A 14,473-nucleotide genomic window follows, 5' to 3' on the forward strand; every position below is an offset into this window, starting at 1 on the left:
ATCGGCCAGTCCGCGACGGGTGTATCCCGGACAGCGCGCGAACCGGCCGCGAACACTCGGTTGCCACAGGGGTGCGGTGACGGCCGGACCCCGCGCCGCTGCTAGGCTGCGTACCCGAAAAGACATCCTTTAACGGACCGTCCGGTGAGGCGGGGAAGGAGGTCGGCATGGCTGTGCCCGAAGATCGGGCGGCCAAGTCGAGCGCTGGCGAATACTCGCAGCGGCACGATCCCGCACAGGTGGAAGCCGGACGCGAATTGCTCTCGGATTCGGACGTCGGCCGGACCATCGCACGTATGGCGCACCAGATCATCGAGAAGACCGCTCTCGATTCCGGCGACCCGACCGCACCCCGCGTGGTGCTCATCGGAATTCCCACGCGCGGAACGACTCTCGCCACTCGACTGGCAAGCCGCATCGAAGAGTTCTCCGGCGTGCGCCCCGCCGTCGGCTCCCTCGACATCACCCTCTACCGCGACGACCTGCGCAGCAAGCCGCATCGCCCGCTCGAGCGCACCTCCGTGCCCGAGGGCGGTATCGAAGACGTGCTGGTGGTCCTCGTCGACGATGTGCTCTTCTCCGGTCGCACCGTGCGCTCGGCGCTGGACGGACTGCGCGATCTGGGCCGCCCCCGCGCGGTGCAGCTGGCCGTGCTCATCGACCGCGGCCACCGCGAACTGCCCATTCGCGCCGATTACGTCGGCAAGAACGTGCCCACCTCCCGCACCGAGGACATCTCGGTGCTGCTGCGTGAGCACGACGGTCGCGACGGTGTGCACCTGCGTCAGGAGAGGGAGAAGTGAAGCATCTGCTTTCGGTCACCGATCTGGATCGCGCCAATGCCACCGCACTGCTCGACGATGCCGAGCGGTTCGAACAGGCACTGCTCGGCCGTGAGGTGAAGAAGCTGCCGACCCTGCGCGGCCGCACCGTCATGACGGTGTTCTTCGAGAACTCCACGCGCACCCGGGTGTCCTTCGAGGTCGCGGGCAAGTGGATGAGCGCCGACGTCATCAATGTCAGCTCCTCGAGCTCCTCGGCCTCCAAGGGCGAATCGCTGCGCGATACCGCGCTCACGCTGCATGCGGCGGGCGCGGACGCGCTCATCGTGCGGCATCCGGCCTCGGGTGCGGCGCATCAGATCGCGCGCTGGTTCTCCCAGATGCAGGAATCCAGCGGCGGATTCGTCGGTCCCGGACCGGCCATCATCAATGCCGGTGACGGCACGCACGAGCACCCCACCCAGGCGCTGCTGGACGCGCTGACCCTGCGTCAGCGCCTCGGCGATCTGGAAGGTAAGCGGGTGGTGCTGGTCGGCGACATCCTGCACAGCCGGGTCGCCCGCTCGAATGCCTTCCTGCTCAGCATTCTCGGCGCGGAGGTGGTGCTGGTCGCACCGCAGACGCTGCTGCCGGTCGGCGTCGAGGCCTGGCCGGTCCGGGTGGCGAGCTCGCTCGATGCGGAGCTGCCCGGCGCGGACGCGGTCATGATGCTGCGAGTGCAGGCCGAGCGCATGAACGGCGGCTTCTTCCCGTCGGCGCGCGAGTACTCGATCAACTACGGCTTGAACGAGCGCCGCCTGGGCATGCTCGCCGAGCATGCGGTGGTCCTGCACCCCGGGCCCATGCTGCGTGGCATGGAAATCGCCTCGGCTGTGGCCGATTCCCCGAAAGCGGCTGTGCTGCAACAGGTCAACAACGGAGTCCATATGCGCATGGCGGTGCTCTTCCGCCTGCTGGTCGGAACCGACGAGGTGGTGGCATGAGCAGCATCCTGATCAAGAACGTCCTTCTGTACGGCGAAGGCGACCCCGTCGACGTCCTGCTGGCCGACGGCGAGATCCGCGAAATCGGTGCGGGCCTGGACGGCGGCGAAGCCGAAATCATCGACGGCGCCGGGCAATTCCTGCTGCCGGGCTTCATCGACCTGCACACGCATCTGCGTGAACCGGGCCGCGAGGACACCGAGACCATCGAAACCGGTTCCGCCGCCGCGGCGCTCGGCGGCTATACGGCCGTGTTCGCCATGGCGAACACCAGCCCGGTCGCCGACACCTCGGTCATCACCGACCATGTGTGGCGGCGCGGCCAGGAGGTCGGCCTGGTGGATGTGCACCCGGTGGGTGCGGTCACCGTCGGTCTCGAAGGTAAGCAGCTCGCCGAAATGGGCACCATGGCAGCCGGTCTCGCCTCGGTGCGCATGTTCTCCGACGACGGCCACTGCGTCTACGACCCGCTGATCATGCGCCGCGCGCTGGAATACTCGAACTCCCTGGGCGTGCTCATCGCCCAGCACGCGGAGGAGCCGCGCCTGACCAAGGGCGCGGTCGCCCACGAGGGCCCGAACGCCGCCCGTCTGGGCCTGGCCGGGTGGCCGCGCGCCGCCGAGGAGTCCATCGTGGCTCGCGACGCCCTGCTGGCCCGCGATGCCGGTGCGCGCGTGCACATCTGCCACGCCTCCACCGCCGGCACCGTCGAACTGGTGAAATGGGCGAAGAGCCAGGGCATTTCGATCACCGCCGAGGTCACCCCGCACCACCTGCTGCTCGATGATTCGCGGCTGGAGACCTACGACGCGGTGAACCGGGTGAACCCGCCGCTGCGTGAATCCTCCGATGTGGCCGCGCTGCGGCAGGCCCTCGCCGACGGCGTCATCGACTGTGTCGCCACCGATCACGCCCCGCACGCCGAACAGGACAAGTGCTGCGAATTCGCGGCCGCCCGTCCCGGCATGCTGGGCCTGGAAACCGCGCTGTCCATCATCGTGCAGACCATGGTCCGCCCGGGTCTGCTGGATTGGCGCGGCGTCGCGCGGGTGATGAGCGAAAACCCCGCGCGCATTGTGGGTCTGGATGATCAGGGCCGCCCGCTCGCCGTCGGCGAACCGGCCAATCTGGCGCTGATCGATCCGGATACCGAATGGACGGTGCGGGCGAAGGAACTCGCCAGCATCGCCCGGAACACCCCGTTCGAGGAGATGACCCTGCCCGCGAAGGTGACCGCCACCTTCCTGCGCGGCCGGATCACCTCCCGGGACGGGGTCGCCAGCGCCGCGCGCGGTGGCGATGAGGTCTTCGCCGGCGGAGACCGGCGGGTGGGGAACCGAGGAGGACCGTAATGGAGCGAACGCTGACGATTGTCGTGCTGCTCGCACTTTTCGCGCTGTGCCTGTGGGGCATGTACCGGGCCTGGACCGGGCGCGCGAAGAAGCAAGCGGCATCGATCGGTGAGCTGCCGGTGGTGCCCGCCGACTGCGGTGCGCAACTGCTGGAGCCGACCACGGGCATGTATCTCGGCAGCACCCTGGCGCCCAGCTGGATTCAGCGAATCACGGTGGGCGATCTGGGCTTCCGGGCCACAGCGGAGCTGACTCGGTTCGAACGCGGCATCCTGCTCGAACGTGACGGCGCGGGCACGGTCTGGATTCCGGAGGAGTCCATCACCGCGGTGCGCACCGAGCGCGGGCATGCGGGCAAGGTCATGACGGAAGGCGGTGTGCTGGTGATTCGCTGGAAGCTGCCGACCGGAACCGAGGTGGATACCGGATTCCGGGGCGACGACAAAACGGTGTACCCGGCGTGGACCGGGACGGCACCCAAGACACAGACGACGAAGACGGGAGACGAGGCATGAGCGGCGATACCGCAGTGATGGTGCTCGAGGACGGCCGCGTATTCCGCGGAACGACCTTCGGCGCCGTCGGACAGACTTTGGGTGAGGCGGTGTTCTGCACCGCGATGACCGGGTACCAGGAGACCCTCACCGACCCCAGCTACGACCGGCAGATCGTGGTGGCCACGGCCCCGCAGATCGGCAATACCGGCTGGAACGACGAGGACGACGAGTCCGGCAAGATCTGGGTCGCCGGCTACGCCGTGCGCGATCCTTCGCGCCGCGCCTCGAACTGGCGCTCCACGCGCACGCTGCAGCAGGAGCTGGAGAACCAGAACGTCGTCGGCATCGCGGGCATCGATACCCGAGCCCTGGTGCGGCACTTGCGCACTCGCGGTTCCATGAAGGCCGGCGTCTTCTCCGGCGAGGCGCTCGCCGACTACGAAGAGCTCGTCGCACGGGTCAACAACCAGCCCTCCATGCTGGGCGCGGACCTGGCCGGTGAGGTCTCGACCGATGAGATGTACACCATCGAGCCCGACGGTGAGCACCGCTTCACCGTGGTGGCGGTCGATCTCGGCATCAAGTCCAACACCCCGCGCATGTTCGCCCAGCGCGGTATCCGGGTGCACGTGGTGCCCTCCCACGTCACGCTGGACCAGATCAAGGAACTGAGCCCCAACGGGGTGTTCCTGTCGAACGGTCCCGGCGACCCGGCCACCGCCGACGGCGCCGTCGCGCTGACTCAGGCTGTGCTGCAGGAGAATCTGCCGCTCTTCGGCATCTGCTTCGGCAACCAGATCCTGGGCCGCGCCCTGGGCCGCAATACCTACAAGATGAAGTTCGGCCACCGCGGCATCAATGTCCCGGTCATCGAACATCACACCGGCCGCATCTCGATCACCGCGCAGAACCACGGCTTCGCCCTCGAGGGCGAGCGCGGCGAGGTCTTCGACACCCCGTTCGGCAAGGCCGAGGTCAGCCACATCTGCGCCAATGACGGTGTTGTCGAAGGTGTTCAGCTGGTCAGCGGGCGCGCCTTCTCGGTGCAGTACCACCCCGAGGCCGCCGCCGGACCGCACGACGCCGCCTACCTGTTCGATCGCTTTGCCACGCTGCTGGAAGGAGCCTGATGCCTCGCCGCACCGACCTCAATCACATCCTGGTGATCGGCTCGGGCCCGATCGTCATCGGCCAGGCTTGCGAGTTCGACTACTCCGGCACCCAGGCCTGCCGTGTGCTCAAGGCCGAGGGTCTGCGGGTTTCGCTGGTCAACTCGAACCCGGCGACCATCATGACCGACCCGGAGTACGCGGACGCCACCTATGTGGAGCCGATCACCTGGGAGTACGTCGAGAAGGTCATCGCCAAGGAGCGCCCCGACGCCATCCTCGCGACCCTCGGCGGGCAGACCGCGCTCAACTGCGCTGTCGACCTGCACGAGAACGGCATTCTGGAGAAGTACAACGTCGAGCTCATCGGCGCTGACTTCGAAGCCATCCAGCGCGGTGAGGACCGGCAGAAGTTCAAGGACATCGTCGCCAAGGTCGGCGGCGAGAGCGCCCGCTCCAAGGTCTGCTACACCATGGACGAAGTCCGCGAAACCGTTGCGGAACTTGGTTTCCCGGTGGTCGTGCGCCCGTCCTTCACCATGGGCGGCCTGGGCTCGGGTATGGCCTACAACCACGAGGATCTCGATCGCATCGCCGGCGGCGGCCTCGCCGCCTCGCCGACCGCGAACGTGCTCATCGAGGAATCCATCCTGGGCTGGAAGGAATTCGAGCTCGAGCTCATGCGCGACCGCCGCGACAATGTGGTGATCGTCTGCTCGATCGAGAATGTGGACCCGATGGGCGTGCACACCGGTGATTCGGTGACCGTCGCCCCGGCCATGACCCTCACCGACCGCGAGTACCAGAAGATGCGCGATCTCGGCATCGACATTCTGCGCGAGGTCGGCGTGGACACCGGCGGCTGCAATATCCAGTTCGCGGTGGACCCGGCCGACGGGCGTCTCATCGTCATCGAGATGAACCCGCGGGTGTCGCGCTCGTCCGCATTGGCTTCCAAGGCAACGGGTTTCCCCATTGCCAAGATCGCCGCCAAGCTGGCCATCGGCTACACGCTGGACGAGATCGTCAACGACATCACCAAGGAAACCCCGGCCTGCTTCGAGCCGACGCTCGACTACGTCGTGGTGAAGGCGCCGCGCTTCGCCTTCGAGAAGTTCCCGGGCGCCGACCCGACGCTGACCACCACCATGAAGTCGGTCGGCGAGGCAATGTCGCTGGGCCGCAACTTCTCCGAGGCCCTGGGCAAGGTGCTGCGGTCGCTCGAGACCAAGGCCACCGGCTTCTGGACGCTGCCGGACGGCGAGTGGACCGACGCCGAGGCGATTCTCGAGGATCTGCGGACCCCCACCGAGGGGCGCATCTACCAGGTCGAGCGGGCACTGCGCCTGGGCGCGAGCATCGAGGACACCGCCAAGGCCTCGGGCATCGACCCGTGGTTCGTGGCCGAGGTCGCCGCACTGGTGGAGCTGCGCCAGGAGATCATCGACGCCCCCGTGCTGGACGAGGCGCTGCTGCGCCGCGCCAAGCACTACGGTCTGTCCGATCGCCAGATCTCCGCTCTGCGACCGGAACTCGCGGGTGAGGACGGCGTGCGCACCCTGCGCCACCGCCTGCACATTCGCCCGGTGTTCAAGACCGTCGATACCTGCGCCGCCGAGTTCGAGGCCAAGACGCCGTACCACTACTCGGCCTACGAGCTCGATCCCGCCGCCGAGTCCGAGGTCGCGCCGCAGCGTGAGCGCGGCAAGGTGCTCATCCTGGGTTCCGGCCCGAACCGCATCGGCCAGGGCATCGAATTCGACTACAGCTGTGTGCATGCCGCGCAGACGCTGTCGGCCGCCGGGTACGAGACCGTCATGGTCAACTGCAACCCGGAGACTGTCTCCACCGACTACGACACCGCCGACCGCCTGTACTTCGAGCCGCTGACCTTCGAGGATGTGCTCGAGGTCTACCACGCGGAAACCGAATCCGGCACCGTCGTGGGCGTCATCTGCCAGCTCGGCGGCCAGACCCCGCTGGGCCTGGCGCAGAAGCTGACCGATGCGGGCGTGCCCGTGGTCGGCACCTCCGCCGCCGCCATCGACCTGGCCGAGGACCGCGCCGAATTCGGCGATGTCCTTGTCGCGGCGGGACTTCCGGCGCCCAAGTACGGCACCGCCACCACCTTCCCGGCCGCCAAGAAGATCGCCGCCGAGATCGGCTACCCGGTGCTGGTGCGCCCGTCCTACGTGCTGGGCGGCCGCGGCATGGAGATCGTCTACGACGAGCAGACCCTCGAGGGCTACATCTCCCGCGCCACCGATATCAGCCCGGATCGCCCGGTGCTCATCGACCGGTTCCTGGAAGACGCCATCGAAATCGACGTCGACGCCCTGTGCGACGGCGACGAGGTCTACCTCGGCGGCGTCATGGAGCACATCGAGGAGGCCGGTATCCACTCCGGCGACTCGGCGTGCGCCCTGCCCCCGATCACCCTGGGCCGCAGCGATATCGAGGCCGTGCGCCGCTCCACCACCGCGCTCGCGCACGGTATCGGCGTCAAGGGCCTGCTGAACGTGCAGTACGCGCTCAAGGACGATGTGCTCTACGTCCTCGAGGCCAACCCGCGCGCCAGCCGCACCGTGCCGTTCGTCTCCAAGGCCACCGCGGTACCGCTCGCCAAGGCCGCGGCGCGGATCGCACTGGGCGCCACCATCGCCGAACTCCGCAAGGAGGGCCTGCTCCCGGCCGAAGGCGACGGCGGCACCGTGCCGATGGACGCCCCGGTCGCGGTCAAGGAGGCGGTCCTGCCGTTCCACCGCTTCAAGCGGCCCGACGGCAGCGGCATCGATTCGCTGCTCTCGCCGGAGATGAAGTCCACCGGTGAGGTCATGGGCATCGACGCCGACTTCGGCACGGCATTCGCCAAGTCCCAGACCGCCTCCTACGGTTCGCTGCCGACCGAGGGCGCCGCCTTCGTCTCGATCGCCAACCGCGACAAGCGGGCCATGGTGTTCCCGGTCAAGCGCCTGCACGATCTCGGATTCCGCATCCTGGCCACCGAGGGCACCGCGGAAATGCTGCGGCGCAACGGTATTCCGTGCGAACAGGTGCGTAAGCACTCGGACGAGAAGACCGATCAGCCCAGCATTGTGGACATGATCAAGGACGGGGACGTCGATATCGTCTTCAACACCCCGTACGGCAATAACGGTCCGCGCGTGGACGGTTACGAGATCCGCACCGCCGCGGTGAGCGCGAATATCCCGTGCATCACCACGGTGCAGGGTGCGGCCGCGGCAGTGCAGGGCATCGAGGCCACCATCAACGGCGGTATCGGCGTGCGGTCCCTGCAGGAGCTCCACGCCACCCTCCGGGGCTGATCCGATGACGAGTTTCGGTGTGCGGCTGCGGGATGCGATGCACAAGCACGGACCGGTGTGCGTGGGCATCGACCCGCACCCGCCGCTGCTGCGGGCCTGGGGCCTGACCGAGGACACCGACGGCCTGGCGAAGTTCACCGACGCGTGCGTCGAGGCCTTCGCCGGCCGGGTGGCCCTGGTCAAACCGCAGGTGGCGTTCTTCGAAACCTACGGTTCCGGCGGAATCGCGGTGCTGGAGAACGCGATTGCCGCCCTGCGCGCGGCGGGCACCATGGTGCTCGCCGATGCCAAGCGCGGCGATATCGGCTCGACGATGGACGCCTACGCGCACGCCTGGCTCGGGGACGGACCGCTCGGCACCGATGCGGTGACGGTGTCGCCGTACCTCGGATTCGGTTCCCTCGCACCGGCGCTGGAGTTGGCGAAGGCGAACGATCGGGGTGTGTTCGTGCTCGCGGCCACCTCCAATCCGGAGGGGGCGGAGTTGCAGCGCATTACCGGTACCGACGGCCGCACCATCGCCCAGCGCATGGTCGACGATGCGGCCGCCGCCAATGCGGGCGCGGAATTCGGTTCCGTCGGTGTGGTCATCGGTGCGACGCTCACCGAGGCGCCGGACCTGTCCGCCCTCAACGGCCCCATCCTCATGCCGGGTGTGGGCGCGCAGGGCGGGGGAGCGGACTCCATTCGCAATCTGGTCCCCGCGGGCGATCTCGGTGCGGTACTGCCGAACGTCTCCCGCGAGGTCCTCAAGTCCGGACCGTCCGTGACCGCGCTGCAGGCGCGTGTGGCCGAACTGGCCGACGAATTCGCCTTCCTGCAGCACTGATCGACCGGTAGGCCCGCTACGACGCCGATTCTCTCGGTGCCGTAGCGGGCCGTTTCGGTACAGTGGGGACCATGTCTGACGCAGTGTCGCCCAACGGTATTCGCCACGCTCTCGTACTGGGAGGCGGCGGCGCGGTCGGCATCTGCTGGATGGCGGGCCTGGCCCAGGGGCTGCAGGAGGCGGGCATCGACCTGTCCCTCGCCGACCGGGTGGTCGGCACCTCCGCGGGTTCGGTCGTCGGCGCCGTCCTCACCGGCCACGGCGATGTGCAGCGCCTGCTCATCAGGCCGGAACCGGATTCGGCGCGGCCGCCGATCGATCCCTCGGGATTCGGCGAGATCATGACCCTGCTGCTCTCCTCCGGCCTGCCCGCGAACGAGGCCCGCGTGCTGGCCGGTGCCCGCGCACTCGAAATGAATGTGGGCGACCCGGCCGATCACGTCGCCCGGATCGGCGGCCTGGCCGCGGTCACCGACTGGCCCGAGACCGATTTCATCGTCACCGCCGTCGATATCACCACCGGTGAGCGCCACGCCTGGACCCGCGCGGGCGCCGCGACCCTGCCCGAGGCACTGGCCTCCAGCACGGCGGTCCCCGGCATCTTCCCGCCCATCCCCGTCGACGGCCGCTACTACATCGACGGTGGTCTCGGCTCGCCCATCAATGCCGATCTCGCGGCGGGCGCCGAGCTCATCGTGATCATCGAGCCACTGGCCCATATGTTCCCGCACGCGCCCAAGGACAGCGAATTGGGCGGCGCCGCAACACTGTCCATCGTTCCGGATGCGGAGGCCATCGCCGCCATCGGACCGGATGTCTTCAGCCCCGCTGCCCTGGAGCCTGCTTACGAGGCCGGCTACCGCCAGGCCGCCGAGGCGGCCCCGCGCCTGAAGGCCGTCTGGCCGACCCGCTGAATTCGCGGCCTGCGTCAGATTCTCAGCCGAATCCCTCCGCGTGCCGGGTGCGGGCCCGCAGGAGAGTGAGCTCCCTCCTGCCCCTAGTCCTATAGGCATGACGCCCGGCGAAGTCGATCAGCCGTGCCGCAGCGGCGCGGACGTGCAGACCGCGATCCGCAGCAGTGCGTCGATCCGCAGTCGACCTCGGTGCCGTGTCGAGCAGCTTCGGTACTGTGAGGGCATGTCTGACGCGGTGTCGCCCAATGGAATTCGCCATGCACTCGTACTGGGAGGTGGCGGCGCTGTCGGCATCTTCTGGATGGTCGGGCTGGCAGCGGGTTTGCGTGCGGCGGGCGTAGATCTGGCGCTGGCCGATCGGTTTGTCGGCACCTCGGCCGGTGCGGTGGTGGGTGCGATGCTGGCCGGAGGTGGTGAGTTGCCGAGCCCGGAGACTCGCCCGGCGCCCGATACGGCACAGGCGCAGCCGAATCTGAACGGTTTCACCGAGATCATGACGCTCGCCGCGACCCCCGGACTCACTCCGGCCGAAGTGGTCCAGCGGATCGGCGCCCGCGCGCTGGAGTTGCGGGTGGGTGATCCGGCCGACCACATCGCCCGGATCAGTGACCTCGCGGGCGTGTCCGACTGGCCCGACGCCGATTTGATCGTCACGGCCCTGGACACCACCACCGGTGAACTCCAGACCTGGACCCGCACCGGCACTGCCTCGCTCCCCGAGGCGCTGGCCTCCAGCACCGCGGTTCCCGGTGTCTTCCCGCCGATCCCGATCGGCGGCCACCACTACATCGACGGTGGCCTGCGCTCACCCATCAATGCCGATCTGGCCGCAGGCGCCGATCTGATCGTCATCATCGAACCGCTTGCGCACCTGTTCCCGCATTCGCCGTCCGACAGCGAATTGGGCGGCGCCACAACACTGTCCATCGTTCCCGACGCCGACACCCTGACCGCCTTCGGTCCGGATCTGTTCGATATCTCGACGCTGGTGCCCGCCTACGAAGCGGGTGTCCGGCAAGCCTCCGACGCTGCGCTGCGCTTGAAGGCGGTCTGGCCGACCCGCTGAATGCGCCACCTTTCACTAGAGTTTTTCGAGAGTCACTCGAAGTGAAAGGTGGATTCTTCATGTCCGGTCTCGACCTGGGCCTGCTCTCCTACGGTCAAACCCGTGTGCTGGTAGACGATTTCGCGGACAGCTATCGCTTCTACCGCCACATCCTCGGCCTGCCGCTCAAGCATCACGAGCCGGGCGAACCGGAACCCGAAGCCGGTCCCTACACGTGCTTCGTCGCAGGCGATGCCGATCTGGCCCTGTTCACTCGCGCCTATATGGACGCGGCGGTCGGTGCCGAACACCGGCCGCGGGACGGCGTCGACACCGTGGTGGTGGTGCTGCGCGTCAGCGATGTCGATGCGGCCGCGAAGACCGTCGAGGCGCGTGGCGCACAACTCACCACCGCGCCCGTCGACCAGCCCGCCTGGGGCACGCGCGTGGCGCATTTGCGCGCCCCGGAGGGCACGTTGATCGAGCTCTGCCAGTACGACGATTGACCGAGCGCTTGCCTGATCGCCCGCCTGGCCCGGCGCGGTGGGTGAAACGCCCGGGAAGTCGCATCGGAGAGGTTTAACCCGTCTGCGGCCGCGCCAGGGGGCAGGACATGTCATCGGGGCGGCATCCGGGGGCTGGACCTGCGGCGGAATCGAGTCTTCGAACGGTGTTCGAATGTGTCGGGTGATGCGCGACACGCGGTGCGAAATCGTGCGACACGCCGAGGAAATCCAGAAAGTTCCAGGTCGGATGATTACAGCTCGGTCACGGTCTGAATCGGACATTCGGTACCGGGTTCGCGGGCCCTTCCGGAGGCCGAAAAACCGCTGATGACAAGGGGATTCGCAGTCCCGGCCGCAGGGGTGGGGCAGCCGGTGCGCGAGGGCCGACGCGGATGTGCATTCCACCCGGTCGCGCCCGGAATCACGCGCTGACCTGGGGGGTGGGTTCGCAATCGCCAAGCGTCGTGGGTACGGTCGCTGAGACCGCCGGTTCGAACGGCGGGAGTACAAGCAATGAACGACGAGACGGAGGAACCGTGGCCCTTCCCCAGCTGACTGACGAGCAGCGCGCCGCTGCTTTGGAGAAGGCGGCTGCCGCCCGGCGCATTCGGGCGGAGCTCAAGGAGCGCCTGAAGCGTGGCGGTACCGATCTGAAGACGGTCCTTGCTGATGCCGAGAAGGACGAAGTTCTCGGCAAGATGAAGGTTTCAGCGCTGCTCGAGGCCCTGCCGAAGGTTGGCAAGGTCAAGGCTGCCGAGATCATGAGCGAACTGGAAATTGCACCGACCCGCCGACTGCGCGGACTGGGCGATCGGCAGCGTAAGGCGCTGCTGGCCCGGTTCGACTTCACCGCGGAATAATCCGAGGGTGGTCGAACACACTCGGAAGGGCCGGCTGGTAGTCCTGGTCGGCCCCTCGGCCGTCGGTAAGTCCACTGTCGTGCGCTGCGTGCGCGAACGACTGCCCGAATTGGTATTCAGTGTGTCGGCCACCACCCGGGCCCCCCGGCCCGGAGAGGTCGACGGTCGCGACTACCGATTCGTCTCCCATGAAGAATTCGACCTGCTGATCGCGGCGGACGAACTCCTCGAATGGGCCGATATCCACGGTGGACTGCAGCGGTCGGGAACCCCGGCCGCACCTGTGCGCGAAGCGCTCGCGACCGGACACCCGGTCCTGATCGAGGTGGACCTCGAGGGGGCGCGCTCGATCCGCAAGGCGATGCCGGAGGCCAATCTGGTCTTCCTGGCCCCGCCCAGCTGGGAGGAACTCGTCTCCCGGCTCACCTCGCGAGGCACGGAATCGCCCGAGGTCATAGAGCGAAGGCTGCAAACCGCCAAGACAGAATTGGCGGCCTGTGACGAGTTCGACACCGTCATAGTGAACGACGAGGTGACCAGTGCCTGTGAGCAGTTGGTATCCTTGTTCGTTAGCACAATTTCGAGGTAGTCCTCGTATATCGACCGGCTCATCTTCGAAGTGAGCCGGCCCCACCTCTCGAACAACCCCGCAGGAGCCTTCCTAGTGAGTACTGAAATGAAGACCGCGGCCATCTACGACACTCCGATCGGCCTGACCAACCCGCCGATCGATGAACTGCTGGAGCGGACCTCGTCGAAGTACGCGCTGGTCATCTACGCAGCCAAGCGGGCCCGGCAGATCAACGACTACTACAACCAGCTCGGTGACGGCATTCTCGAATATGTCGGCCCGCTGGTCGAGCCGGGTCTGCAGGAAAAGCCGTTGTCGGTGGCCATGCGCGAGATCCACGCCGACCTGCTGGAGCACACCGAGGGCGAATAAGCCCCCGGCATAGCGCAAAAAGCAGGCATCTCTACTACGGCGCTGGAGGCGTAGTGACGACAGAATTCACCCGGGGCATGCGGTGACCCGGGTCATCGTCGGTGTCGGCGGCGGTATCGCCGCATACAAGAGTTGCGCCCTCGTGCGCCGGTTCACCGAAACCGGGCACGAGGTTCGCGTAATTCCCACCGAGTCGGCATTGAACTTCATCGGTAAGGCCACGTTCGAGGCGCTGTCCGGCCATCCCGTGCACACCGGCGTATTCGCCGACGTGCCCGAGGTGCCGCATGTGCGACTCGGCCAGGAGGCCGAGCTGATGGTCATCGCTCCCGCGACGGCGGATCTCATGGCGCGTGCCGCTGCCGGCCGCGCGGACGATCTCCTGACCGCCACACTTCTCACCGCCCGATGTCCCATTCTTTTCGCGCCCGCGATGCACACAGAAATGTGGGAGCACCCCGCGACGGTGGCGAATGTGGCGACCCTGCGCGCCCGCGGCGCCATGGTCATGGAGCCGGCGCACGGGCGGCTCACCGGATCCGATACCGGCGCAGGCCGTTTGCCGGAGCCGGAGGAGATCTTCAGCTTCGCCTCGCTGCTGCTCGAGCGCACCGACGCGGTCCCGCGGGATCTCGAAGGCCGTCGCATCATCGTTTCGGCGGGCGGCACGCGTGAGCCGCTCGATCCGGTGCGGTTCCTCGGCAATCGCAGTTCCGGCAAGCAGGGCTACGCCATTGCCCGGGTTGCCGCGCAGCGCGGCGCGCATGTGACGCTCATCGCGGGCAACACCATCGGCCTGGAGCCCCCGGCTTCGGTCGAGGTTGTGCATGTGACCACCGCCGAGCAGTTGAAGGTGGCGGTCGACAAGCACGCCATCGGCTCGGACGCGGTGATCATGGCTGCCGCGGTGGCCGATTTCCGGCCTGTGAACGTCGCCGCCGCCAAGATCAAAAAGGGTGCGGACGAACCGAATTCGATCGAATTGACCAAGACCCCCGACATTCTCGCGGGTCTGGTGCAGTCCCGTCGCGACGGATTGCTGGCGGGCACCGCGATCGTCGGCTTCGCCGCCGAGACCGGTGACGAGCACGCCGATGTGCTCACCCATGCCCGGGCCAAACTGGCGCGTAAGGGCTGTGACCTATTGGTGGTCAATGCGGTCGGCGAGGGCAAGGCCTTCGAGGTCGACCACAACGACGGCTGGCTACTCGGGGCCGACGGCACCGAAATCGCGCTGGACCACGGGTCCAAGGCATTGCTGGCGAGCCGGGTGCTGGATTCGCTCGGTCCGCTGCTGCGCTGACCGCCGGCTCATGCCCGGCCGAGG

The 14,473-nt window shown here is 67.6% G+C and carries 14 protein-coding genes; all 14 read left to right on the forward strand.

The features are described 5' to 3' along the window. Positions 1 to 167 precede the first annotated feature (167 nt). The 14 genes from pyrR (at position 168) to coaBC (ending at position 14,449) form a co-directional block, all read left to right on the forward strand. Positions 168 to 803, forward strand: a complete 636-nt coding sequence (gene pyrR / locus OG326_RS17305) for a bifunctional pyr operon transcriptional regulator/uracil phosphoribosyltransferase PyrR (protein ID WP_297628930.1) — start codon at positions 168 to 170, stop codon at positions 801 to 803. Further along, a complete protein-coding gene (locus OG326_RS17310; protein ID WP_327145669.1) occupies positions 800 to 1,765 on the forward strand; it encodes an aspartate carbamoyltransferase catalytic subunit in 966 nt (321 codons plus the stop codon). The genes pyrR and OG326_RS17310 overlap by 4 nt, the downstream gene beginning before the upstream one ends. Next, positions 1,762 to 3,117, forward strand: a complete 1,356-nt coding sequence (locus OG326_RS17315) for a dihydroorotase (protein ID WP_327145670.1) — start codon at positions 1,762 to 1,764, stop codon at positions 3,115 to 3,117. Before OG326_RS17310 ends, OG326_RS17315 begins: the two co-directional genes overlap by 4 nt. Then, complete coding sequence (locus OG326_RS17320; RefSeq protein WP_327145671.1) at positions 3,117 to 3,632, forward strand: PH-like domain-containing protein; 516 nt, start codon at positions 3,117 to 3,119, stop codon at positions 3,630 to 3,632. Before OG326_RS17315 ends, OG326_RS17320 begins: the two co-directional genes overlap by 1 nt. After that, the gene (gene carA, locus OG326_RS17325) at positions 3,629 to 4,744 is read left to right on the forward strand and encodes a glutamine-hydrolyzing carbamoyl-phosphate synthase small subunit (protein ID WP_327145672.1); all 1,116 of its coding nucleotides are present in this window, start codon (positions 3,629 to 3,631) and stop codon (positions 4,742 to 4,744) included. Before OG326_RS17320 ends, carA begins: the two co-directional genes overlap by 4 nt. Further along, positions 4,744 to 8,049, forward strand: coding sequence for a carbamoyl-phosphate synthase large subunit (gene carB, locus OG326_RS17330; RefSeq protein WP_327145673.1), 3,306 nt, complete (start codon positions 4,744 to 4,746; stop codon positions 8,047 to 8,049). Before carA ends, carB begins: the two co-directional genes overlap by 1 nt. 4 nt (positions 8,050 to 8,053) lie before the next feature. Then, positions 8,054 to 8,878 carry an orotidine-5'-phosphate decarboxylase gene (gene pyrF, locus OG326_RS17335; protein ID WP_327145674.1) on the forward strand — a complete coding sequence of 275 codons (825 nt, stop codon included), beginning with the start codon at positions 8,054 to 8,056 and terminating at the stop codon, positions 8,876 to 8,878. A gap of 71 nt (positions 8,879 to 8,949) precedes the next feature. Further along, the gene (locus OG326_RS17340; RefSeq protein WP_327145675.1) at positions 8,950 to 9,792 is read left to right on the forward strand and encodes a patatin-like phospholipase family protein; all 843 of its coding nucleotides are present in this window, start codon (positions 8,950 to 8,952) and stop codon (positions 9,790 to 9,792) included. A 223-nt stretch (positions 9,793 to 10,015) separates the two neighbouring features. Beyond that, positions 10,016 to 10,858, forward strand: a complete 843-nt coding sequence (locus OG326_RS17345; RefSeq protein ID WP_327145676.1) for a patatin-like phospholipase family protein — start codon at positions 10,016 to 10,018, stop codon at positions 10,856 to 10,858. A gap of 59 nt (positions 10,859 to 10,917) precedes the next feature. Further along, a complete protein-coding gene (locus OG326_RS17350; RefSeq protein ID WP_327145677.1) occupies positions 10,918 to 11,343 on the forward strand; it encodes a VOC family protein in 426 nt (141 codons plus the stop codon). A gap of 536 nt (positions 11,344 to 11,879) precedes the next feature. Next, positions 11,880 to 12,203 carry an integration host factor, actinobacterial type gene (mihF, locus tag OG326_RS17355; protein ID WP_297624062.1) on the forward strand — a complete coding sequence of 108 codons (324 nt, stop codon included), beginning with the start codon at positions 11,880 to 11,882 and terminating at the stop codon, positions 12,201 to 12,203. Positions 12,204 to 12,210: 7 nt separating this feature from the next. Then, complete coding sequence (gmk, locus tag OG326_RS17360; protein ID WP_327145678.1) at positions 12,211 to 12,792, forward strand: guanylate kinase; 582 nt, start codon at positions 12,211 to 12,213, stop codon at positions 12,790 to 12,792. Positions 12,793 to 12,879: 87 nt separating this feature from the next. Continuing rightward, positions 12,880 to 13,146 (forward strand): DNA-directed RNA polymerase subunit omega, encoded by a 267-nt coding sequence (gene rpoZ / locus OG326_RS17365; RefSeq protein ID WP_297624082.1) that lies wholly within the window; start codon positions 12,880 to 12,882, stop codon positions 13,144 to 13,146. An 82-nt stretch (positions 13,147 to 13,228) separates the two neighbouring features. Then, entirely contained in the window at positions 13,229 to 14,449 is a 1,221-nt protein-coding gene (coaBC, locus tag OG326_RS17370) for a bifunctional phosphopantothenoylcysteine decarboxylase/phosphopantothenate--cysteine ligase CoaBC (protein ID WP_327145679.1), read from the forward strand. The last annotated feature ends 24 nt before the right edge of the window (positions 14,450 to 14,473 follow it).

The organism is Nocardia sp. NBC_01327 (genome assembly GCF_035958815.1).
Taxonomy (GTDB): Bacteria; Actinomycetota; Actinomycetes; order Mycobacteriales; family Mycobacteriaceae; genus Nocardia.